This window comes from Nonomuraea mesophila, from assembly GCF_004352805.1.
GTDB lineage: Bacteria > Actinomycetota > Actinomycetes > Streptosporangiales > Streptosporangiaceae > Nonomuraea > Nonomuraea longispora.
The window spans coordinates 1-21,666 of the sequence record NZ_SMLD01000107.1 but is presented as its reverse complement, the minus strand read 5'-3'; the positions used below and the strand labels follow the sequence as shown (position 1 = coordinate 21,666).

Here is a 21,666-nt window from a genome sequence, read left to right as displayed (position 1 = left end):
CCAGCTCAGCGTACTGAACTGGGTTCTCTCTGTTGTGCGCCGCCAGGGACTCGAACCCCGGACCCGCTGATTAAGAGTCAGCTGCTCTGACCAACTGAGCTAGCGGCGCAACAGGTGTAACTGTATCAGCCGCCGAACGGTGCCCGCACATCATCCGAGCCGCGCAGCCACCCCCTCGTACGCCCCCAGCACCAGGTCCCAGAACCGCTTCACGTTCAGGGACGTCCCCACCTGCGCGTTCGCCCGCCGGTCGCCGACCCTGAAATCCGTCACCGTCATTCCCCGGGTGTATCGCCCGGCCGTCTCCACGTTCACCACGGCCGGAACACAGGTGAACAACGACGGGTCCAGCACGTACGCCACCGCGCAGGCGTCGTGGATGGCCGGGCCGCCCTCGGCCGTGACCCTGCCGTAGGAGCGGGCCGCGGGCTCCAGCAGGTCGCGGCCCAGCCGCCCGAGCGCGCGCATGCGGTCGAGCACGCCGGTGGTGACCATGGCCGTCAGCGTCACGTCCAGCCCCATCATCGTGACCGTCCACCCGGCGTCGAAGACGATCGCGGCGGCCTCGGGGTCGGCCAGCATGTTGAACTCGGCCGCCGGGTTGTAATTGCCCCGCGTGAAGGAGCCGCCCATGATGACCAGGTCGCGGGCCCACTCGACGACGCGCGGCTCCCGGCGTACGGCGAGGGCGAGGTTGGTCAGCGGCCCGATCGCCACCAGCGTGATCTCTCCGGGGGCGGCCCGCAGCGTCTCCACGATGAAGTCGGCCGCGTGCCCGTGCGACGGCCCCCGCTCGGCGGCGGGCAGCCGTGCGTCGCCGAGCCCGCCGGCGCCGTGCACGTGGGAGGCGCGGACGGTGCGCGGCAGCAGGGCGCCCGCGCTGCCCGGTGTCACCGGTACGTCGCCGAGCCGCAGGAACTCCCTGAGCGCCAGGGCGTTGGCGGTGGTCAGCTCCAGGTCGACGTTGCCGCCCACCGTGGTGATGCCGGTCAGGTGCACCGACGGGGAGCCCGCGATCAGGGCCAGGGCGAGCGCGTCGTCGATGCCGGGATCGCAGTCGAGGAGAAGCTTTTTCACGAAAGGTGAGGATACGCATGGATCGGGCCGGGCAGTTCCCCCAAAGCTGCCCGGCCCGATCGGTGGCGGTCCAGGCCGGCGTCTTCCCCCAAAAACGCCGGCGGTCCCGCACTGGCGAACCGCGGTCCCCCTCCGCGTCCGCTCCGGTGAAGGTCTATTGGCCTCTCGACCTGCTACAACGGTACCGAGACGAATGCAACGGTCGCGTCATAACGGGGTCGAATATCTGTTTAATCCCACCTACGGAAGTTCCAACCGAACCTCCGTACCTTCCTGAAGTGACCTGCTCACCGTGCAGTACTTCTCGTGCACCCGCTCCGCCACCGCCTCGAACACGGAGCGGGCGTCCTCCGACGGCAGCTCCACGTCGTACGTGACCGTCACGGGGCCTAGCTTGCTCTGCTCGACCTTCTCCGCCTGCACGGTCATCGCCAGGCGGACGAGCCGCTTGTTCCGCTGGGCCGTGAGCGGCTCGACGGTCACGATGTTGCACCCGCCCACCGCCGCCAGCAGCAGCTCGACCGGGGTGAACACGCCGTCCTCGTCGCCGCCGCCGATCCGTACCTCGGCGCCGCGGGCGTTCGTGGCCCGGAATCCGCCGTCATCAGTCCGCTCAACACGCACGTTTGCCATGTTCCCGACCTTAACCACCCCTCGCCGCGACGGGCCCAGGGGCGTGGGGGTCGCCCATTTAGCTGATTCCTCAGCTGTGTTCAGAAACCTTTCATCTTCGTTCAGCACCGTGAAGGACATGGCTAGCGAGGCGAGTGCGAACCAAGGTCCCATCCTCTTCTGGTGCGGTGTCGCGGTAGCCGAGTTCGGCGCGATCCAGCCGGGTCCCGGCCACCTGTGGAGCCCCACCTCCTACGTCGCGGCGGCGCTGCTCGCCGGGGTCGGCCTGCTCAGCGTCAAGGCCGCCGGCCACCTGCGCACCGAGGAGGCCAGGCAGCGGCTGCGGCTCGGCGGCTACCTGACCGGGGCGCTGCTGGTGGCCTACCAGGCCGGGGCGGCGCCCCAGGCGACGGAGCCCGGCCGCGTGGTCTGGCTGCTGCTGTACGCGCTGGCGGCCGTCATGGCGGTCATGAGCCACCGAGTCCCGAGACAGGGCAAACCGGTGCTGCTGATCGCCACCGGCGTCGACCCGCGCACCCTGCGCATCCGGCTGGCCAGGGAGCCCGGCACCGTCGCCGTCTACAGGACCGAGCGCGCCACCGACGAGCTCCGCGACCTGGAGGCCAGGTACGGGCTCGTCCTCGTCGTCGGCCACGAGCACGATCCCAAGGTCAAGGAGCGCCTGAGCGCCTCGGGACTGAGCCGCGAGATCCCCGACATCGCCGAGCGCGAGGTGGTGGTGGCCGGTCCGCGCCCGTTCAAGCGGTACGTCAGCGGCGCCTTGACACGTCTCGCCGTTCCCAGATCACAGATCCGTTTCGAAAATGGACATAAGGTTTAGGCCGACGTTACGCGTCGTCTGAGACGGTAGGTGACGGACAAGGAGGCAAGGTGACGACTTTCCCCGGAACCGCCCGTGTCGAGATGGTCATGGGCATGCCCGTCAGCGTGGACATCCGCACGGCGCTCCCCGATCGTGAGCTGACCCCTCTGCTGGATGACGCTTTCGCCTGGCTCAGGTGGGTGGATGACACCTTCAGCCCGGTCAAGGAGGACAGCCAGATCGGCCGGCTCAACCGCAGCCAGACCATCAGGCAGATCCCGGAGCTCATCGAGGTCCTGCACCGCTGCGACGAGCTCAGCCGGCTCACGGACGGCTGGTTCGAGGCCCGCATCGACGGCGTGACCGACCCGTCCGGCTACATCAAGGGCTGGGCGCTCGAACGCCTGTCGCGCGCCCTGGTCAACGCGGGCGCCGGCGACCACCGCCTCAACGCGGGCGGCGACATCCGCGTACGCGGCTCGGCCGCACCGGGCAGGCGCTGGCGGATCGACGTGCGCGACCCGCACACCGGCCTGGTCCGCAAGGTCGTCCTCGCCCACGACCTGGGCATCGCCACCTCGGGCGGGGCTCCCATCCTCAACCCGCGCACCGGCAAGGTGCAGCGCGGGCTCGGCTCGGTCACGGTGATCGGGCCCGACCTCGGTACGGCGGACGCCTACGCCACCGCCATCTACGCCATGGGGCCCGTCCTGGCCAGGCGCTTCGCCGCCCGGCTCGCCGAGTCGGGGCCGTACCAGACCATGCTCGTCCTCAAGGACGGGCAGGAGGTCAGCACGCCGGGCTTCGCCGAGTACAGCGGCAACCACGCCCAGCTCGCGGGCTAGAAGCCGGAACAGAGCGCGGCGAGGGCCGGGCAGGGGCGAACGCCGGGCAAAGGCCGAACGCTGGGCGAAGGCCGAGCGCCGGTCAGTACAGCCAGGCGTCGGGCGGAGGCTAGGCGTCGGGGTGCTTGCGCAGATAGTCGAGGTAGATGGGGCGCAGCGCCTCCCCCAGCTCACCCTCGCCCGACGCGATGGCGTCACTGAGCAGCGCCGAGACCCGGCTGAGGTTGTTGGCGCTCTCGTCAGAATGCCCGGTGGCGGCCTCGGCGGCAGGGATGACCTTCAACAGTTCCCACAGAAACCCCAGATCCCCATGGCGTACGGCATAACGCACCGCCCGATCGTGCAACTCGTTGGCCGGCAACGACTCGAGCCCGTCCGCGTTCATCTCGTACCTCCCCTGCACGCACCTTCCCGAGCAGGACGGGCCATAACCGGCGACTACCGGCGGTGACCGCCGCGCATCGTTGTGCTCGCGCCTCTATCGCGGCGCCGTTCCCAAGTGGGAGGATCAAGCAGCGTGAGATTCATCATCAGAACCCTTGCGGCAGCGGTGGCCCTGTGGGTCGCCATCCAGCTCGTCCCGGGCATCGGTGTCGACCTCGAGGCGAACACGGCGCAATACTGGGGCGTCCTGGTGATCGTGGCCCTGATCTTCGGCATCATCAACGCGATCGTCAAGCCCATCGTCAAGACGCTGGGGTGCGCACTCATCGTGCTGACGCTCGGCCTCTTCCTCCTCGTGATCAACGCCGCCATGCTGATGCTGACGGGGTTCATCGCCGAGCAGGTCGACATCCCCTTCCAGGTCGACAACTTCTATCCGGCCGCGTTCTGGGGCGCGATCATCATCAGCGTGGTGAGCTGGCTGCTCGGCCTGTTCATCCCCGACAACGACTGAGTCCCCATGGAGCTCGACGGCGCCGGTCTCACCTGTGCGCAGGTGCACGAGGCGGCGTACGACGGGGCCCGGGTCACGATCTCCTCCATCGATCGGGCTCGGGCCGCGTGGGCCACCGCCCAGGGGCTACGGGGCCCCGTCTACGGGCGGAGCACCGGCGTCGGCGCCAACAAGGCCGTCCCCGTCGAAGCTCCCGGGCTCGACCTGCTGCGCAGCCACGCGTGCGGCGCCGGCCCGCCGATCGAGCCCGCCCGCGCCAGGGCGATGCTCGTCGTGCGGCTCAACCAGTTCGTCGCGGGCGGCTCCGGCGTCGATCCTGCCGTGCTCCCCGTGCTGGCGGACGCCTTCAACGCCGGTTTCACCCCGCCCATCAGGACGTACGGCGCCATCGGCACCGGCGACCTGACGGCCCTCGCCATCACCGCCCTGTGCCTGCTGGGCGAGCTCCCCTGGCGGCACGACAGCGCCTCGCCGCCCGCCGAGCCCCGCTTCGCGCTGGCGTCGAGCGACGCGCTGCCGTTCATCAGCTCGGGGGCCGCCACGCTCGCCGACGCCGCCATCGCCTGTCATCGCCTGCGCCGGCTCCTCGAGGCGGCCGTCGACGTCGCCGCGATGTCATTCACCGCCGTCGACGCCTCGGCGGAGCCGCTGGCCGCCCCCGTGCAGGAGGCCCGCTCTCATCCGGGGCAGGCCGTCGTCGCCGCCCGCCTGCGGGCCCTGCTCAGCCAGGGGCTCGCCACCCGCATCCAGGACCCGTACGGCTTCCGGGCCTTCGCCCAGGTGCACGGGGCGACCATGGACGCGCTCGACAGGACCGTCGCCACCATCGAGGTCGACCTCAACTCGGCCACCGAGAACCCGCTGATCGCGGGCACGCTGGCCTGGCACAACGGCAACTCGCACGGGGCGCCGGTGGCGCTGGCCCTCGACGCGCTGCGGGCGGCGATCGTCCAGACCGCCCAGCTCAGCACCGCCCGGCTGGCCGCGCTCATGGATCCCGCCTACACCGGCCGCCTGCCCTTCCTCGCCCAGCGGCCCGGCGCCTCGGGTGCCCTCATCCTCGAATATGTGGCCCAGGACGCCATGGCCGTGCTGCGCCACCTCGCGGTGCCGGTGACGACGGGCACGGCGGTGATCTCCCTCGGCACGGAGGAGCACGCGAGCTTCGCGACCCAGGCCGCCCGCCTGGCGCTGCGCTGCCTGGAGCCGCTGTCGCTCGTGCTGGCCTGCGAGCGCACCGCGGCCCTCAGGGCCCGCCAGGCCCCGCCCCCCGACCGGCCGCTCACCGACGACCTGGAGGAGTCACGCCGCGCTCTGACGGCCCCCTATGAGCCGCGGTGACCGGCCGGCCGGCGAAGGTCCGGAGCGCGGGCGACCGAGCCGCGTTCGCGCAGCGCGGGAGCTTGTACGACGTGGCGCCGCCGGGTGCCGCCGTCGGCCGCCGCCGACATGAGCCGGACCGCGGCCCTGATGATGCCGTCGATGCCCCAGTCGACCGTCGTCAGCCCCGGCGTGAGCAGGCCCGACATGGGGTGGTTGTCGTAGCCCATGACCGACACGTCGCCCGGGATCGACAGGCCGAGCTCCTGGGCCGCCGCGTAGACGCCGTAGGCGATCGAGTCGGCGAAGCAGAAGACGGCGGTCGGGACCTTCTCCGACAGGACCTCGTGGGCCACCGCCGTCGCGTCGGGCAGACCGTGGGGCGAGGTGGCGACCTGGATGTCCAGGCCCAGCCGCTCGGCCTCGGCCATCACGAACACGTCGGCGGGACGGTCGGGCGTGCTGGCCCGGGTGGGGGTGAGCACGGCGATGCGGTGGTGGCCGAGGGCGCGCAGGTGCTCAAGGGCCAGGGTCACGCCGCGCCGGTTGTCGAAGACGACCTCGCCGGCCGTGCCCGCGATCGAGTCGCCGACCGCGATCACCGGCAGCGACTCGCAGAGCTCCGGCCAGAACGCCGCCGCCGGGTCGATCGGCTGCACGATCATGCCGTCGACCCGCTGGTCGCGCAGCTGCTGGGCGAGCACCCGCTCCCTGACGGGATCGCCGAAGGCGTCGAGGATCAGCGCGTAACGGTCTTTCTCCCGCAGGCCCCTGCTGATGCCGACCGCCAGGGACTGCTGCCACAGGTCCTCCAGCGAGCCGCACAGCAGCCCGATCATGCCGGTGCGTCCGCTGGCCAGCGCCCTGGCGATGGGATCGGCCTCGTAGCCGAGCTCGGCCGCGGCGACACGCACGCGCTCCTTGGTCTCCTCCGACACCTGCAGGCCGCGCAGCGCGTAAGAGACGGCCGCCGGGGACAGGCCCGTCGCCTGAGCCACCTCGCGGATCGTCGCTCTCTTCCGAGGCATTAGGCCAGCCTATTGGGTGCCACCGACGGAAAGTGATTTCGCGGCACAGGCATGTCGGCTCCGCCGTGTCGAAGATGCGGACGTACTTTCAGCATCCATCCTGACGCGCCGCGTGTCGAGGTCCCGCGGGCGTTCGGCGAGCTGTTGACAAGCGTGAAGTGAAGCGGTTCACTGAACCGTATCAGTGAACCGTTTCACGTCTTCGATTTCGCTGCGTAGCGGCTTTACATGTATTGTGAGTAGGAAATAGGGGAAGGAGTGGCCCGTGAGCATCGACGTGCACCAGCACCTGTGGACCGGCGCGTTCGTCGACGCCCTGCGCGCCCGCACCTCCCCGCCCCGGCTCGACGGCTGGACGCTCCTCCTCGACGGCGAGCCGCCGTACGCCGTCGACCCCGCCGATCACGGGCACCGCGACACCACCGGCCTCGACCTGGCCCTCGTGTCGTTGTCGAGCCCGCTCGGCGTCGAGTTCCTGCCGCCCGAGGAGTCCTGGCCGCTGATCGACGCCTACCACGACGGCGCCCTGGCGCTCGGCGAGCCCTTCGGCGCGTGGGCGGCCACCTGCCACAGCGACGCCGACCCCGACCGCCTGGCCAAGGACCTCGCCCGGGGCTTCGCCGGGTTGCAGATCCCCGCGGCGGCCGCGCCCGACGACCGGCTGCTGGAGGTGCTGACCGACCTCGACCTGCCGCTGTTCGTGCACCCGGGCCCGGCCGCCCTCACCGCGGGCGCACCGCCGTGGTGGCCCGCGCTGGTGCCGTACGTGCAGCAGATGCACGCCGCCTGGCACCACTTCCACGCCGTCGTCAGGCCCCGCCACCCGAGGCTGCGCGTCTGCTTCGCCCTCCTGGCCGGGCTGGCGCCGCTGCACTCCGAGCGCCTCATCGCCAGGGGCGGCGGCGGGCGCGGCCTGGTCGACCCCGGTTTCTTCGTGGAGACCTCCTCCTACGGCCCGCGCGCGATCGACGCGATCGTCCGCGAGCTCGGCATCGACGTCGTCGTCAACGGCTCCGACGCGCCCTATGCCACCGCACCCGACCCCGGACTCGGCGCGGCGGCCGCGCACGCCATCCGGGTCGTCAACCCCCGTCGCCTACTCAGCAGAAAGGAGACTCGTACGTGAGCACCGACCAGATCCAGGACGGGAGCACCTGTGCCCGGCTCCCGGAGCGCACTCTCGACCGGCGTGAGCTCCGCGACCTGGTGAACGACCTGGCCGCCCGCCCGGAGGAGTGGCGCGACCAGGTCGACTTCCCCGCTGACGGTGGCAGGCACTACGCCTCGCTCTACCGCGACGCGTACGTGGACGTCTGGCTGCTGTGCTGGCGTCCCGAGGACGACACGGGCTGGCACGACCACGACATCTCCTCGGGGGCGGTCCACGTGGTGCAAGGCGCGCTGCTGGAGTGCAACCCGCGCATCGGCGGCGAGCACCTGGAGACGGTGGTGACGGAGGGGCAGTCGTTCTCGTTCGGGCCCGACCACATCCACCGGCTCACCGGCGCGGTCGACGCCAGCGTGTCCATCCACGCCTACTCGCCCCCGCTGTGGCGGCTCGGCCAGTACTCCATCGAGTCGAGCGGCGTCATGCGCCGCGTCTCCGTGAGCTACGCCGACGAGCTCAGGCCGCTGGACGAGCCGGTCGGCCCTATGGCCGGTTCTGTGGCCTGAGCACGCAGCAGCTTCCGCAGGGCTCCACGTCGGGCAGAGTGATCCACAGGCAGCACGTCTTACGGAAATAGCCGCCGTCGGCGGGCTCGATCAGCCCGTCGACCGGCGGGCCGATCTCCTTCAGCAACCGCATGTAGTCGCCTTCGGCGATCGACGTCAGCGGATGGACGACGGCCTCGGCGGTGGAGCCCCACAACGTTCGCTCGCCCACCTTGGCCAGGGAGCCGAGCGCCCTGACCAGCGGGGCCTGCGACTCGGCCAGCGCCTCGCCGATCGCGCCCGCACCCGAGCCCCAGCTCACGCGCGTGGCCGCGAGGGTCACCCCGGCGGCGGACACCTTGAAGTAGGTGTCGGGCAGCCGCATGAGCGGCACCTTCCCGTCCAGCGCCCACCCGAGCACCATCGGCAGGGTGTGCCAGTAGCCGTAGGTCTTCCAGAACAGCGCCGCGCCGACGTGCCGCGGCGCGTTCCAGCGCGCCGCCGTCTCGTCGGCCAGCTCCGCCAGCAAGGTGTACGGCTCCCGCACCAGCTCGGCGGCCGGTGTCCAGCTCTCGTCCGGCTCGATGACGAGAGCGGGCTCCACTCCGAGGATCCCGCCACGCGCGTCGGCCACCCGCTGGAGCGCCTCGGTCAGCACCGTGAACCCCCGCACTTTTATAGGTAAGGCTTACCTGCCCAACGTAGCAGGGCGCCCGGCGCGCCACCCCGTCACGGTCTGGACCGCGATCACGCCGAGGCCCGCCAGCAGCGGCACCGACCATCCGCCCGAGACCTCTCTGAGCAGCCCGAACAGCACCGGCCCCAGCGCCGCGACGCCGTAGCCGACCGACTGGGCCACCGCCGACAGCGCGGTCACCGTGGCCGAGTTCACCGGCCGCAACGCGATGAGCAGCAGCGACAGCGCGAACGTGGCCCCCTGGCCGACGCCGAGCACGATCATCCACACCCACGGCAGCGTCGTCGGGGCCAGCAGCATCCCCAGGTAGCCGAGCGCGGTCAGCACGCAGGCGCCCACCACGTACGGCACCTGCGAGGGCCGCCGCCCGGCCAGCACGGGAACCGCGAGCGAGGTGCCCACCTGGACCAGGTTCGTCAGGCTGAGCAGGTAGCCGGCCTGGTCGGCGGGCAGGCCGGCCTCGATGAAGATGGTCGGCAGCCAGGCCAGCATGACGTAGAAGGTGAGCGACTGCAGCCCCATCAGCCCGGTGACGTACCAGGTCACGGGGCTGCGCAGCACCGCGCCGATCGGACGGGGGCCGTTCGATCCCCCGGGCCGCCCGCGCCACGCCTGCGGGAACCAGAGCAGGGCCGCGAGCAGCGCGGGCACCGCCAGCAGGGCCGAGACGCCGCGCCAGCCGTACCCTGTGAGGTGTTCGAGCGGGATCACCAGCGCCGAGGACGCGGCCGCGCCGGCGACGACGGCGGAGACGTAGATGCCGGTCATGAGGTTGATCCGGGAGGGGAAGTGCTGTTTGACGACGCCGGGCATGGCGACGTTCATGACGGCGATCGCGGTGGCCGCGAGGGCCGAGCCGAGATAGAGCACGAGCGGGCCGTCGAGACCGCGCAGCGAGACGCCCGCCGCGATGACGAGCAGGCCGGCGAGGAGTGTGCGGTCGAGCCCGACGCGCCGGGCGAGCAGCGGCGCCACCGCCCCGAAGACGCCCAGGCAGACCATCATGACCGTGGTGATCGCGCCGCCGCCCGCCGGCGAGAGCCCGACGTCGTCCATGATCTCGTCGAGGAGGGGAGAGATGCCCGCGATGGCCGGCCGGAGGTTGAGCGCGGCCAGCACGAATCCCGCGACGAGCGCCACAGAACGCAACGACATAGGGGACTACTCTGGCATAACCGGTTGACAACGTTGTCGGACCCCTCGTCCGTAAGACATGATCCTGGCGTGAGACCGACGATGAAGGACGTCGCCTCGGCGGCGGGCGTGGCGCTCAAGACCGTCTCGCGCGTCGTGAACGGCGAGCCCGGCGTGCACCCGGAGACCGCCGAGCGGGTGCGGGCGGCCATCCACCGGCTGGGCTACAGCCGCAACGAGAGCGCGAGGGTGCTGCGCAGGGGCAGGACCGCGACGATCGGGCTCGTCATCGAGGACGTCGCGGACCCGTTCTACTCCGGCCTGGGCAGGGCCGTCGAAGAGGTCGTCATCGACCACGGCTGCCTGCTGCTGAGCGGGTCGTCGGGCGAGCAACCCGGCAGGGAGCGGGAGCTGGTCGAGACGTTCTGCGCGCGCCGGGTCGACGGGCTGATCGTGGTGCCCGCCGGCGAGGACCACACCTACCTGCGCAGCGAGCTGGAGGCCGGGACGCCCGTGGTGTTCGCCGACCGGCCGCCGGGGGCGGGGCTCGACGTCGACACCGTGCTCGCCGACAACGTGAGCGGCGCAGGGCAGGCCGTACGCCACCTCCTCGGCCACGGCCACAGCCGGATCGCCTTCCTCGGCGACAACCCGGCCATCTTCACGGCGGCCCAGCGCCTTCAGGGTTACCGCGCCGCACTCGGCGGCCTCTACGACGAGCGCCTGGTGTCGATGCGCCCCCCGTCACTGGAGGCGGTACGCGACGACCTGGCCCGCATGCTGGCCCTCGACGATCCGCCGACGGCGGTGTTCGCCGGCAACGGCCGCTACACCGTGACCGTGCTGCGCGCCCTCGCGGGGCGGCCGCTGGCGCTGGTCGGGTTCGACGACTTCGAGCTGGCCGACCTGCTGCAGCCCGGGGTGACGGTGGTGGCGCAGGACCCGTCGTGGATGGGCCGGGTGGCGGCCGAGCTGCTGTTCCGCCGCCTGCGGGGCGACGTGGGGCCGTCCGAGCACATCGAACTGCCGGTCCGCCTCATCCCCCGGGGTTCCGGCGAGCGCCCCGCCCTACCACGCTAGGACCCGCCCCGCCACCTGACCGTGCGCACGCTCCCGAGCTGCACGGCGGGACCGGCCGGGCGCTACGGACGGTTCCGGAGTTCACCGGCCGGGCGCTACGGACGGTTCCGGAGTTCACCGGCCGCGCTCGAAGCGGGCCAGTTCCTCCGCCACCTCGCCGACACGCGCCTCGACCAGCGAGGCGTCCAGGGGTTCCACCTCGGCGAGCACCTCGCCGAGCAGGCTCTCGGCCTGCCGCCTGGCGCTCTGCTGGGCGAACGCACAAGTAGGTATAGTCAGGTGCGCATCAGTTCTGCACAATCGTTCACAGACCTCATTCAGGAGCGCGCGCATGAATGCCGCCGACGCCGCATCCGAGGCGCAGACCCGGTTCCCCCATGAGCTGATGTACGCGGCGGCACAGCAGTACTACCTGGAGGACGCCACCCAGGGCGACATCGCCAAACGGCTGGGCGTCAGCCGGGCGACCGTCAGCCGGCTGCTCACCGAGGCCCGCAGGCAGGGCATCGTCGAGATCAAGGTGCACCGCCCGGCCTCCATGGAGGACGGCCCGCTGGCCGCCGAGGTGGCGCGGGCGCTCGGCCTGGAGCAGGTCTTCATCGTCCCCAAGGCCAGCGGCCCCGCGCTGGGCCCATGGCTGGCCCCCGGCGTGACCCGCGCGCTGGCCGGGGCGGGGCTGGAGTCGGGCGACGTCGTGCTCGTCTCGTCGGGCACCACGGTGTACGAATGCGCCCGCGAAGGGCTCGGGCACTATCCGGGCGTCACGATCGCCCCGGCCGTGGGCGGCCAGGAGGAGCCGCAGCCCTGGTTCCAGACCAACGAGACCACCCGCATCCTGGCCGAGCGGGTCGGCGGCGTGCCCGCCTACCTCTACGCCCCCGCGCTCCCCGGGCCCGAGCTGTTCTACTCGCTGCAGCACGAGCCGTCCGTACGCCGGGTCATGGACCTGTGGGCGCACGCCAAGTGCGCCCTCGTGGGGGTCGGCTCGGCGCCGCTGATGCGCCAGATGACGCCCGCCTTCATGCCCCGCGACGCCGAGGCCCTGCGCCAGGCGGTGGGCGACGTGTGCATGCGCGTCTACGACCGTGAGGGCGCCCCGCTGAGCTATCCGGGCAGCGAGCGCCTGGTCGCCACGCGACTGGAGGAGCTGCGCGGCATCCCGGCCACGATCGCCGTCGCCGTCGGCGCGGAGAAGGTGCTCTCCATCATCGCGGGCGCCAGGGGCGGCTACTTCAACCTGCTCGTCACGGACGCCCCCACGGCGGAGGGGATCCTGGCCGCCGCGCGCCAGCACTGAACATCTTTGCTGGACAAAGTTTCTGCACGCGGCTAACGTGAGCCGCACCACAGGACATGTCCCGTGTGAGGGGCTATGTCCATGTCTCGGGGGCAGCGAGCGTTTGGATCCGTCCGCGAGGACGTAGCGAGTGAGGAACGAACCCGTGAACAGAGCTCATATGCGGACCGCCGCGTTCGCCGTTGCGGCAGTGCTGGCAAGCTCGGTGCTGGCCGCGTGCGGCTCAGACTCCGGCTCGTCCGGCGGGGACACCGGCGCCGGCGGCGACGTCCAGAACGCCAAGGTCGCCTTCCTCATGCCCGACCTCGCCTCGACCCGCTACGAGCTGCAGGACAGGCCGCTGTTCGAGGCCAAGATGAAGCAGCTCTGCCCGAGCTGCCAGGTCATCTACCAGAACGCCGACTCCGACGCCGCCAAGCAGCAGCAACAGGCCAACTCCGCACTCGCCCAGGGCGTCAAGGCGATCGTCATCGACCCGGTCGACTCCGCCGCCGCGGCCACCATCGTCAAGGCCGCCCAGTCGCAGCAGGTGCCGATCATCGCCTACGACCGGCCGATCCCGGCCACGCCGGCCGACTACTACATCTCGTTCGACAACGAGAAGATCGGCTCGATGATCGCCCAGTCCCTCGTCGACCACCTCAAGGAGGAGAAGGCCGAGGGCGGCATCCTCCAGGTCAACGGCTCCCCCACCGACGCCGCCGCCGGCCTGATCAAGAAGGGCATCCACAGCGCCGTCGACCCGAGCGGCTTCAAGCTGCTGGCCGAGTACGACACCCCCGACTGGCAGCCCGAGAAGGCACAGACCTGGGTGAGCAGCCAGATCACGCAGTTCAAGGGCCAGATCGCCGGCGTGGTCGCGGCCAACGACGGCACCGGCGGCGGCGCCGTCGCCGCGTTCAAGGCGGCCGGCGTGGACGTGCCGCCGATCACCGGCAACGACGCCGAGCCCGCCGCCGCCCAGCGCGTCATCGCGGGCGACCAGTACAACACGATCTCCAAGCCCATCAAGATCGTCGCCGAGGCCGCGGCGAACGTGGCCTGGGGCTTCATGCAGGGCCAGAAGCCTGAGGGCAAGGCCACGCTGTACGACACGCCGTCCGAGCTGTTCGTCCCCACGGTGGTCACCAGGGACAACATCAAGGAGGTGCTCTTCGACAGCGGCATCATGAAGGCCGCCGACATCTGCACAGGCGCGTACGCCAAGGGCTGCGACGAGCTCGGCATCAAGTAGGAGCACCGATGACCGTCCTGTCGCTGCGCGGGATCAGCAAGACCTTCGGCGCCGTCGCCGCGCTCACCGACATCGAGCTCGACGTCGCCGCGGGCGAGGTCGTCGCCATCGTCGGGGACAACGGCGCGGGCAAGTCGACCCTGGTCAAGATCCTTTCGGGCGTGCACGCGCCCGACTCGGGCCGGATCACCTTCGAGGGCCACGACGTCGAGATCCCCACGCCGGCCGCCGCGCACAAGCTCGGCATCGCCACCGTCTTCCAGGACCTGGCGCTCTGCGAGAACCTCAACGTGATCCAGAACCTGTTCCTCGGCCAGGAGCTCCGCCCGCTGCGGCTGGACGACGTGGCCATGGAGACCCGCTCGTGGGAGCTGCTGCGCCAGCTGTCGGCGAAGATCCCCAGCGTACGGGTGCCGGTCGCGGCCCTGTCGGGCGGCCAGCGGCAGACGGTGGCCATCGCCAGGTCCCTGCTGGGCGACCCCAAGGTGATCATCCTCGACGAGCCAACGGCCGCGCTGGGCGTGGCGCAGACGGCCGAGGTGCTCAACCTGGTCGAGCGGCTGCGCGAGAACGGCCTGGGCGTCATCATGATCAGCCACAACATGGCGGACGTGAAGGCCGTCGCCGACACCGTGGTCGTGCTGCGGCTCGGCCGCAACAACGGAGTCTTCGACGTGGCCGAGGTCTCCACCGAGGACATCATCGCCGCCATCACCGGCGCCACCGACAACGCGGTCTCCAGGAGAGCGGACAAAGGAGTGCCGTCATGACCCTCACGACGGACCGGCAGGACGAGCGCCTGCAGCAGCGCGCCGGGCTGAGCGGCGCGGTCACCGACATGATCGAGCGGGCCCGCGGCGGCGACCTGGGCGTCATCCCGGTCGTGGTCGGGCTCGTGGTCATCTGGACGGTGCTGCAGCTCCTCAACCCGATCTTCCTGTCCAGCGCGAACCTGGTGAACCTCACGCTCGAGTCCGCCGCCGTCGGCATCATCGCGCTCGGCGTCGTGTGCGTGCTGCTGGTGGGGCAGATCGACCTGTCCGTCGGGTCGGTCAGCGGGCTGTCCGGAGCGGTGCTCGCGGTGTTGTTCGTGAGCGAGGGACTGCCGGTCTGGGTGGCGATCGCGGCCTCAGTGCTCATGGGCGCGGTCATCGGCTGGCTGTACGGGCAGCTGTACAACCGCTTCGGCGTGCCGAGCTTCGTGATCACGCTGGCCGGGCTGCTCGGCTTCCTCGGCCTGCAGCTGTACGTGCTGGGCGCCAAGGGGTCGATCAACCTGCCGTTCGACTCGGGGCTGGTGAACTTCGCCCAGCTCGACTTCGTACCGGCCTGGCTGTCGTACACCTTCGCGATCGTCGCGGCCGTGTGGTTGTTCGCCAGCGGTTTCCTGCACGCCCGGCAGCGGCGCGGGGCCGGGCTGTCGGCGAAGAGCGTCACCGCGCTGGCCGTCAGGAGCGCGGCGCTGCTCGTGGTGCTGGCGTTCGTGGTCTGGTATCTCGGCCAGACCCGCGGCGTCGGCTGGATGTTCGTCTTCTTCGTGGGGCTGGTGCTGATCATGCACTATCTGCTGTCGCGGACGAAGTGGGGCAGAGCCGTCTACGCGGTCGGCGGCAACGTCGAGGCCGCGCGCCGGGCCGGCATCAACGTCCGGGCGATCTACACCTCCGTGTTCGTGCTCTGTTCGACGTTCGCCGCGGTCGGCGGCATCCTGGCCGCGGCCAGGCTCGCGGCGGCCAACCAGAGCAGCGGCGGCGGCGACGTCAACCTCAACGCCATCGCGGCGGCCGTGATCGGCGGGACGAGCCTGTTCGGCGGGCGCGGCACGGCGTTCGGCGCGCTGCTCGGCGTCATCGTCATCCAGTCGATCTCCAGCGGGCTCACGCTGCTCAGCCTGGACTCCTCGATCCGGTTCGTGGTCACCGGTGTGGTGCTGCTGCTCGCGGTGGTCGTCGACTCGGTATCGCGCCGGTCGAGAACCTCGCACGGCAGGGCCTGATGGCGATCATCTGCGTGGACGCGGGGACCACGGTCATCAAAGCGGTCGGCTACGACTCCTCGGGGGCGGAGTCGTACGTCGCCCGCCGGGAGACCACGGTCTCCAGGCCGGCGCCCGGCCACGCCGAGCAGGACATGGACGCCGTCTGGGCCGCGGTCGCGGACACGGTCCGCGAGGTCGCGGCCCGCATGGGCGAGCGGGGATCGCACGAGAGCGGCACGGTCGAGAGCGGCACGGTCGAGAGCGGCACGGTCGAGAGCGGCACGGTCGACTTCGTGGCGGTGACGGCGCAGGGCGACGGCTGCTGGCTGGTCGACGCGGGCGGCGAGCCGACCGGGCCGGCCATCCTCTGGAACGACGCCAGGGCCGCCGCCACGGTCGACGCCTGGACCCGTTCCGGGCTCGCGGCGGCGGCCTTCCGGCTGAACGGTTCCTCGGCCGCGTCCGGGCTGCCGCACGCCATCCTGACCTGGCTGGGCGCGAACGACCCGGGCCGGCTCGACCGGTCGCACGCCAACCTGACGTGCGGCGGCTGGATCTTCTCCCGGATGACGGGGCAGCTGGTGGCCGACGAGTCCGACGCCTCCGCGCCGTTCATGGACCTGCGGGCGCGGGCGTACTCGGCGGAGCTGCTCGCCATGTTCGGCCTGGAGTGGGCCGGACGGCTGCTGCCCGAGGTGCGTTCCTGTCCCGTCGCCGAGCTGTCGGCGGACGCCGCCGCGACGCTCGGCCTGCCCGCGGGGACACCGGTCGTGATGGCCCCCTACGACATCGCCGCGACGGCCCTCGGCGCGGGCGCGGTCTCGCCGGGCCAGGCGTGCGGCATCCTCGGCACCACCCTGTGCACCGAGGTCATCGTCGGCTCGCCCGACCTCGACGGCGACCCCACCGGCATCACGATCGCGCTGCCCGGCGGCTACCTGCGGGCCTTCCCCACGTTCGCCGGCACGGAGGTCGTGCAGTGGACGTGCCGCCTGCTGGGCCTCGACGGCCCGGCCGAGCTGGGCGAGCTGGCCCTGCAGAGCCCGCCGGGCGCGAATGGCCTGGCGTTCCTGCCCTACCTGTCGCCCGCCGGCGAGCGGGCGCCCTTCTCCGATCCGCTGGCCAGGGGCGCGCTGCACGGCATGTCGTTCGAGCACGGCCGGGAGCACGTCGCCAGGGCCGTGCTCGAAGGGCTCACCATGGTCATCCGTGACTGCCTGGCCGCCACCGGCGCCGCGCCCACGGAGCTGCGCGCGAGCGGGGGCGGCTCGGCCAGCGCCACCTGGCTCGCGATGATCGCCGACGTCACCGGGCTGCCCGTGCGCCGCCCGGCCGACGCCGAGGTGGGGGCGCGGGGCGCGTACCTGGTGGGGCTGGCCGCCACGGGCGCCGCGCCGTCCGTCGCCGCCGCCGCGGCCGAGCACGTACGCCTGCGCGACGCCGTCGAGCCCGACCCCGGGCGCAAGGCCCGCTACGCCCGGCTCTTCGACGACTTCCTGACCCTCCGGGGTGCCGACGCCGGTACGTGGCCGCTGCTCGCCGACATGAGGGGCCGTGCATGAGCGTGTGGATCGGCGTCGACCTCGGAACGCAGAGCGTCCGGGCGATGGCCGTCACCGGCGGAGGCGACGTGCTCGGCGTCGCCGCGCGCCCGCTGGACAGCCGCCGCGACGGCCCCCGCCACGAGCAGGACCCCGAGCAGTGGTGGCAGGCGCTGGCGGAGGCCACCCGGGAGGCGCTGCGCGACGTGCCTCCTGAGCGGGTGGCGGGCGTGGCCGTGGACGCCACGTCGGGAACGATCCTGCTCGCCGACGCCCGCGGCGGGGCGCTGACGCCCGCCCTGATGTACGACGACCGGCGGGCCGCCGACGAGGTCGCCCGGGTCAACGACGTGGGCGGGCACGTGTGGGAGCGGCTCGGCTACCGGCGCATGCAGCCCAACTGGGCGCTGCCGAAGCTGCTGTGGCTGCTGCGCGACGCGCCGCCGGGTGCGAGGGCCGCGCACCAGAGCGACTTCGTCAACCGGCGGCTCACCGGCCACGCCGTGGCCACCGACCTGAGCAACGCGCTGAAGACCGGCGTCGACCTGATCGATGAGCGCTGGCCGGCCGAGGTGCTCGACGCACTGGGGGTGCCGGCGGGCATCCTGCCCGCCGTCGTACGGCCGGGCGCCCGGCTGGGCGTGGTGTGCCCGGAGGCCGCCGAGCAGACCGGCATCCCGGCCGGCACGCCGGTGATCGCGGGCACCACCGACGGCTGCGCGGCCCAGCTCGGCGCGGGGGCGCGGCACGCCGGCAGCTGGAACTCGGTGCTGGGCACCACGCTGGTGCTGAAGGGCGTGACGCGGGAGCTGATCCACGATCCGCTCGGCGTCGTCTACTCGCACCGCGCGCCGGACGGCTCGTGGTTGCCGGGCGGCGCGTCGAGCACGGGAGCGGGCGTGCTGACCCGCGACCTTCCCGGCCGCGACCTCGACGCGCTCAGCGCCCAGGCCGCCGCCGGATTCGCCGCGCGCTCGCCGGGCGCGGTGACCTACCCGCTGGTCTCGCGGGGGGAACGTTTCCCGTTCGCCGCGCCCGACGCCGAGTCCTTCACGCTCGGCGACCCGGCCGGCGACGTGGAGCGTTACGCGGCGATCCTGCTCGGCGCGGCCTTCGTCGAACGGCTCTCCTTCGACTACCTCGACCTGCTCGGCGCCCCGGTGGACGGCGAGATCATCCTGACCGGCGGCGCCACCAGGAGCGCGTACTGGACCCGGCTCAGGGCCGACGTCCTCGGCCGCCCTGTGACGTTGCGGGAGAACGCCGAGCCGGCGCTCGGCATGGCCGTGCTCGCGGCCGGCAGCGCCGGGGGTGAGCTCGCCGGGATGATCAGGACGCGGGCCGTGGTGGAGCCGTCAGGAGCCGACCTGCGCGAGCCGTACCTGCGTTTCGTCGGCGAGCTGGAACGCCGCGGCTGGCTCGGCGCGGCCGCCGCACGACACGCCCGCGAAAGGACCGCCCGATGACCGACCTCGTCCTCGTACGCCACGGCGAGACCGTCTGGCACGCCGAGAACCGCTACGCCGGGCTCACCGACGTCGAGCTGACCCCGCGCGGCCACGAGCAGGCCGCCCGGCTCGCGGAATGGGCCGCGCACGCGGGTCTGGAGGGGGTGTGGGCCTCCACGCTGAGCCGGGCCCGCATCACCGCCGAGGCCAGCGCCGCCGAGGCGAAGGTGGCGCTGTGCGTGGACGCCAGGCTGTGCGAGCTGGACTTCGGCGAGGGCGACGGGCTGACGTCGGCGGAGATGACGGCCCGCTTCCCGCAGGCCCGCGCCGCGTTCGAGGCCGACCCCGCCGAGCATCCGCTGCCGGGCGGCGAGGACCCGCGCGCGGCCGCGGAACGCTTCGTCGCCGCCCTGCACGACATCGCCGCCGCCCACCACGGCGGACGCGTGCTGGTCGTCGCGCACACCACCGCCCTCAGGCTCGCCCTGTGCCACCTCATCGGGGTGCCGCTCGGCGAGTACCGGCGGCTGTTCCCCCGTCTGGACAACTGCGCGCTGACCGAGGTGCGGCTGAGCGCGGGACGGGCGGCGCTGCTGCAGTACAACTCCCCGATTGGAGCCGTTCGTTGACCATCCGAGTCCTTGCCGCAGGCGACCACTTCGTCCAGAACCGCCTGTTCATCGACGCGCTCAGACGCGAGGTCCCCGGCGAGGTGGACGTCCGCGAGCTGACGCTGCCGTGGCCGGTGGAGCCGTTCGGCCGGGTGGGCGAGGTCGACGAGGCCTCCGACGTGGAGGACGCGCTGATCGAGGCGCTGCGCGGGGTCGAGGTCTGCGTGACCCAGATGGCCCCGCTGACCGAGCGGGTGCTGGACGCCTCACCGGACCTGCGGCTGTTCTGCGTGAGCAGGGGTGGCCCGGTGAACGCCAATCTGGAGGCGGCCGCGCGGGCGGGGGTCGCGGTGACGTACGCGCCGGGCCGCAACGCGGTGGCGACCGCCGAGCACACGCTCGCCATGCTGCTGGCCGCCACCCGCAGGATCCCGCAGACGCACGCCGACCTGGCCGGTGGCGTGTGGCGGGGCGACTACTACACCTACGACAGCGTGGGCCCGGAGCTGGAGGGCGGCACGGCCGGCCTGATCGGGTACGGCGCGATCGGCAGCCGCGTGGCCCGCATGCTCGCGGGCTTCGGCGCGGAGGTCCTGGTCCACGACCCGTACGTGGACGTGCCGGGCAAGGTGAAGCTGCCCGAGCTGCTCGAACGCTCCCGCTTCGTCTCGCTGCACGCCCGCGCCACCCCGGAGACCACCGGCATGATCGGCGCGGCCGAGATCGGCGCCATGCCGGAGGGCTCGGTCCTGGTCAACTGCGCGCGCGGCGCGCTGCTCGACTACGACGCGCTGTGCGACGCGCTGGAGTCGGGGCACCTGTTCGGGGCCGCCGTCGACGTCTTCCCGGAGGAGCCGATCCCGCCGGGCTCCCGCCTGCTCACCGCGCCGAACCTGGTGATGACCCCGCACCTGGCCGGCGCCAGCAAGGAGACGGCGCGCAACGCGGCCTCGATCGTGGCCGCGGACGTGGCCCGCTACGTGCGCGGCGAGCCACTGGCCCATGTGGCTACCCCTTGAGCGCTCCCGCCATGAGCCCGCGCATGAAGAACCGGCCGAGCAGGATGTAGATCAGCATCGTCGGGATCGACGAGAGGATGGCCGCCGCCATCTGCTGGCTGTACGGGGTCGCCTGAGCGCCCGCGATGTTGTTCAGCATGACGGTCGCCGGCCAGCTCGTCGGCCCGGTGAGGAACACGGCGAACAGGAAGTCGTTCCAGAGCGACGTGAACTGCCAGATGATCACCACCGCGATCGCCGGCGCCGACACCGGCAGCACCACCGACCAGTACGTCCGCAGCATGCCCGCGCCGTCCACCCGCGACGCCTCGATCAGCTCGTCGGGGATCGTGACGTAGTAGTTGCGGAAGATCAGCGTGGCGATCGGGATGCCGTAGACGACGTGGGCCAGCACCAGCCCGGGGATGCCGCCGTAGAAGACGCCCTGCAGCCCGGTCAGGTCGTTCAGCCCGACGAGCAACTGCACCAGCGGGATCATCACCCCCTGGTACGGGATGAACATGCCGAACAGGAACAGGGTGAACAGCACGTCCGCGCCGGGGAAGCGCCACTTCGACAGCACGTAGCCGTTCATGGAGCCCAGCGCGCACGACAGCAGCGAGCCGGGCACCGCCAGCAGCACGCTGTTCCACAACCCCGGGGCGAGCTTCTCCCAGGCCACCTGCCACGCCTCGGCCGTCCACGTCTGCGGCAGGTTCCAGGCCTGGCCGGGATCGGCCTCGGTGAGCGGCTTGAAGCTGGTGACCAGCAGGACGTAGATCGGGATGAGGAAGATCACCACGAAGGCGATGAGCACGCCGAACCGCGTCCAGGCGAACACCGTGCTCCTCCGCCCGGCACCCACCGCTGTCATCAGATGCCTCCGAGGAGACCCCCGCCTTCAGGCGGGGGAGGAATCGGACCCCTGCGGAGCAGGGCAGGGGCAGACGATTCGCCTCCAGGCGAACCGGCGTATCGAACAAACGCGCGAGTCCTTCTTGATCCTTCGGTAGGATGTGAGGCGTGGCGCAGATCGTGAAGCGGGCCTACAAGTACCGCTTCTACCCGACCCCCGAGCAAGCCTGCGAGCTGGCCCGGACGTTCGGCTGCGTCCGCTTCGTGTACAACAAGGCACTGGAGGAACGCACCCGCGCCTACACCGTGGAAGGCAAGCGCCTCTCCTACGTGGAGTCGTCGGCAGCGCTGACGGCGTGGAAGCGCAGCGGCGCGTTCGACTTCCTGTCGGAGGTGTCGTCGGTGCCGTTGCAGCAGGCGCTGCGCCATCTTCAGACGGGTTTTGCCAACTTCTTCGCCAAGCGCGCCAAGTACCCAACGTTCAAGACCAGGAGGAAGTCGCGGGCGTCGGCGGAGTACACCCGTTCGGCGTTCCGC

24 protein-coding genes and 1 tRNA gene are annotated in these 21,666 nt (G+C 71.7%); 16 read left to right on the top strand and 9 right to left on the bottom strand.

Features of this window, described 5'->3' with window-relative positions:
* Positions 1-35 precede the first annotated feature (35 nt).
* From E1295_RS31685 to E1295_RS31675, 3 genes are all read right to left on the bottom strand, one after another.
* Positions 36-109: transfer RNA gene (locus E1295_RS31685), tRNA-Lys, on the bottom strand.
* 41 nt (positions 110-150) lie between these two features.
* Positions 151-1,077: a nucleoside hydrolase gene (locus tag E1295_RS31680; protein WP_132636002.1), complete on the bottom strand. Its 927-nt coding sequence runs from the start codon at positions 1,075-1,077 to the stop codon at positions 151-153.
* 240 nt (positions 1,078-1,317) lie between these two features.
* Positions 1,318-1,710, bottom strand: coding sequence for an OsmC family protein (locus tag E1295_RS31675; protein ID WP_132635999.1), 393 nt, complete (start codon positions 1,708-1,710; stop codon positions 1,318-1,320).
* Between the two features lie 118 nt (positions 1,711-1,828).
* Between E1295_RS31675 and E1295_RS31670 the strand changes: the two genes are divergently transcribed.
* Both E1295_RS31670 and E1295_RS31665 read left to right on the top strand, forming a co-directional pair.
* A complete protein-coding gene (locus E1295_RS31670; RefSeq protein ID WP_132635996.1) occupies positions 1,829-2,530 on the top strand; it encodes a ferredoxin reductase domain-containing protein in 702 nt (233 codons plus the stop codon).
* Between the two features lie 50 nt (positions 2,531-2,580).
* Positions 2,581-3,357, top strand: coding sequence for an FAD:protein FMN transferase (locus tag E1295_RS31665; RefSeq protein WP_132635993.1), 777 nt, complete (start codon positions 2,581-2,583; stop codon positions 3,355-3,357).
* 109 nt (positions 3,358-3,466) lie between these two features.
* On the opposite strand, the gene E1295_RS31660 is transcribed toward E1295_RS31665, so the two are convergent.
* Positions 3,467-3,742 carry a hypothetical protein gene (locus tag E1295_RS31660; RefSeq protein WP_132635990.1) on the bottom strand — a complete coding sequence of 92 codons (276 nt, stop codon included), beginning with the start codon at positions 3,740-3,742 and terminating at the stop codon, positions 3,467-3,469.
* A 132-nt stretch (positions 3,743-3,874) separates the two neighbouring features.
* On the opposite strand from E1295_RS31660, the gene E1295_RS31655 reads away from it, so the two are divergent.
* Both E1295_RS31655 and E1295_RS31650 read left to right on the top strand, forming a co-directional pair.
* Positions 3,875-4,255 carry a phage holin family protein gene (locus E1295_RS31655; protein ID WP_132635986.1) on the top strand — a complete coding sequence of 127 codons (381 nt, stop codon included), beginning with the start codon at positions 3,875-3,877 and terminating at the stop codon, positions 4,253-4,255.
* Positions 4,256-4,261: 6 nt separating this feature from the next.
* On the top strand, positions 4,262-5,596 hold the full coding sequence (locus E1295_RS31650) for an aromatic amino acid ammonia-lyase (protein WP_132635983.1): 1,335 nt from the start codon (positions 4,262-4,264) through the stop codon (positions 5,594-5,596).
* Here E1295_RS31650 and E1295_RS31645 read toward each other — a convergent pair.
* On the bottom strand, positions 5,581-6,603 hold the full coding sequence (locus E1295_RS31645; RefSeq protein ID WP_132635980.1) for a LacI family DNA-binding transcriptional regulator: 1,023 nt from the start codon (positions 6,601-6,603) through the stop codon (positions 5,581-5,583). The genes E1295_RS31650 and E1295_RS31645 overlap by 16 nt on opposite strands.
* A gap of 265 nt (positions 6,604-6,868) precedes the next feature.
* Here E1295_RS31645 and E1295_RS31640 point away from each other — a divergent pair, with 265 nt between their 5' ends.
* Complete coding sequence (locus E1295_RS31640; protein WP_132635977.1) at positions 6,869-7,729, top strand: amidohydrolase family protein; 861 nt, start codon at positions 6,869-6,871, stop codon at positions 7,727-7,729.
* The gene (locus E1295_RS31635; RefSeq protein ID WP_132635974.1) at positions 7,726-8,277 is read left to right on the top strand and encodes a cysteine dioxygenase; all 552 of its coding nucleotides are present in this window, start codon (positions 7,726-7,728) and stop codon (positions 8,275-8,277) included. Before E1295_RS31640 ends, E1295_RS31635 begins: the two co-directional genes overlap by 4 nt.
* On the opposite strand, the gene E1295_RS31630 is transcribed toward E1295_RS31635, so the two are convergent.
* Together E1295_RS31630 and E1295_RS31625 are read right to left on the bottom strand one after the other, a co-directional pair.
* Positions 8,255-8,929 carry a hypothetical protein gene (locus E1295_RS31630; RefSeq protein ID WP_132635971.1) on the bottom strand — a complete coding sequence of 225 codons (675 nt, stop codon included), beginning with the start codon at positions 8,927-8,929 and terminating at the stop codon, positions 8,255-8,257. The two genes, E1295_RS31635 and E1295_RS31630, sit on opposite strands and share 23 nt — an antisense overlap.
* A gap of 15 nt (positions 8,930-8,944) precedes the next feature.
* Positions 8,945-10,108, bottom strand: a complete 1,164-nt coding sequence (locus E1295_RS31625) for a CynX/NimT family MFS transporter (RefSeq protein ID WP_166427497.1) — start codon at positions 10,106-10,108, stop codon at positions 8,945-8,947.
* Positions 10,109-10,177: 69 nt separating this feature from the next.
* On the opposite strand from E1295_RS31625, the gene E1295_RS31620 reads away from it, so the two are divergent.
* Positions 10,178-11,167, top strand: a complete 990-nt coding sequence (locus E1295_RS31620; protein ID WP_425465374.1) for a LacI family DNA-binding transcriptional regulator — start codon at positions 10,178-10,180, stop codon at positions 11,165-11,167.
* 114 nt (positions 11,168-11,281) lie between these two features.
* On the opposite strand, the gene E1295_RS31615 is transcribed toward E1295_RS31620, so the two are convergent.
* Positions 11,282-11,500, bottom strand: coding sequence for a hypothetical protein (locus E1295_RS31615; RefSeq protein ID WP_132635968.1), 219 nt, complete (start codon positions 11,498-11,500; stop codon positions 11,282-11,284).
* Here E1295_RS31615 and E1295_RS31610 point away from each other — a divergent pair.
* The 8 genes from E1295_RS31610 (at position 11,499) to E1295_RS31575 (ending at position 20,295) form a co-directional block, all read left to right on the top strand.
* Positions 11,499-12,464, top strand: coding sequence for a sugar-binding transcriptional regulator (locus E1295_RS31610; protein WP_132635965.1), 966 nt, complete (start codon positions 11,499-11,501; stop codon positions 12,462-12,464). The two genes, E1295_RS31615 and E1295_RS31610, sit on opposite strands and share 2 nt — an antisense overlap.
* A gap of 145 nt (positions 12,465-12,609) precedes the next feature.
* Positions 12,610-13,698 (top strand): ABC transporter substrate-binding protein, encoded by a 1,089-nt coding sequence (locus E1295_RS31605; protein WP_220448991.1) that lies wholly within the window; start codon positions 12,610-12,612, stop codon positions 13,696-13,698.
* 8 nt (positions 13,699-13,706) lie between these two features.
* Positions 13,707-14,468: an ATP-binding cassette domain-containing protein gene (locus E1295_RS31600; RefSeq protein WP_132635962.1), complete on the top strand. Its 762-nt coding sequence runs from the start codon at positions 13,707-13,709 to the stop codon at positions 14,466-14,468.
* A complete protein-coding gene (locus E1295_RS31595; RefSeq protein ID WP_220448990.1) occupies positions 14,465-15,694 on the top strand; it encodes a sugar ABC transporter permease in 1,230 nt (409 codons plus the stop codon). Before E1295_RS31600 ends, E1295_RS31595 begins: the two co-directional genes overlap by 4 nt.
* On the top strand, positions 15,694-17,238 hold the full coding sequence (locus tag E1295_RS31590) for an FGGY-family carbohydrate kinase (RefSeq protein WP_132635959.1): 1,545 nt from the start codon (positions 15,694-15,696) through the stop codon (positions 17,236-17,238). Before E1295_RS31595 ends, E1295_RS31590 begins: the two co-directional genes overlap by 1 nt.
* Positions 17,235-18,683 carry an FGGY-family carbohydrate kinase gene (locus tag E1295_RS31585; RefSeq protein ID WP_132635956.1) on the top strand — a complete coding sequence of 483 codons (1,449 nt, stop codon included), beginning with the start codon at positions 17,235-17,237 and terminating at the stop codon, positions 18,681-18,683. The genes E1295_RS31590 and E1295_RS31585 overlap by 4 nt, the downstream gene beginning before the upstream one ends.
* Entirely contained in the window at positions 18,680-19,294 is a 615-nt protein-coding gene (locus tag E1295_RS31580) for a histidine phosphatase family protein (protein ID WP_132635953.1), read from the top strand. Before E1295_RS31585 ends, E1295_RS31580 begins: the two co-directional genes overlap by 4 nt.
* Positions 19,291-20,295 carry a 2-hydroxyacid dehydrogenase gene (locus E1295_RS31575; protein ID WP_132635950.1) on the top strand — a complete coding sequence of 335 codons (1,005 nt, stop codon included), beginning with the start codon at positions 19,291-19,293 and terminating at the stop codon, positions 20,293-20,295. The genes E1295_RS31580 and E1295_RS31575 overlap by 4 nt, the downstream gene beginning before the upstream one ends.
* On the opposite strand, the gene E1295_RS31570 is transcribed toward E1295_RS31575, so the two are convergent.
* Entirely contained in the window at positions 20,285-21,148 is an 864-nt protein-coding gene (locus tag E1295_RS31570) for a carbohydrate ABC transporter permease (protein WP_132635947.1), read from the bottom strand. The two genes, E1295_RS31575 and E1295_RS31570, sit on opposite strands and share 11 nt — an antisense overlap.
* A 149-nt stretch (positions 21,149-21,297) precedes the next feature.
* Between E1295_RS31570 and E1295_RS31565 the strand changes: the two genes are divergently transcribed.
* Positions 21,298-21,666, top strand: a 369-nt coding sequence (locus tag E1295_RS31565) for a helix-turn-helix domain-containing protein (RefSeq protein ID WP_166427496.1), incomplete at its 3' end; no start/stop codon positions are given.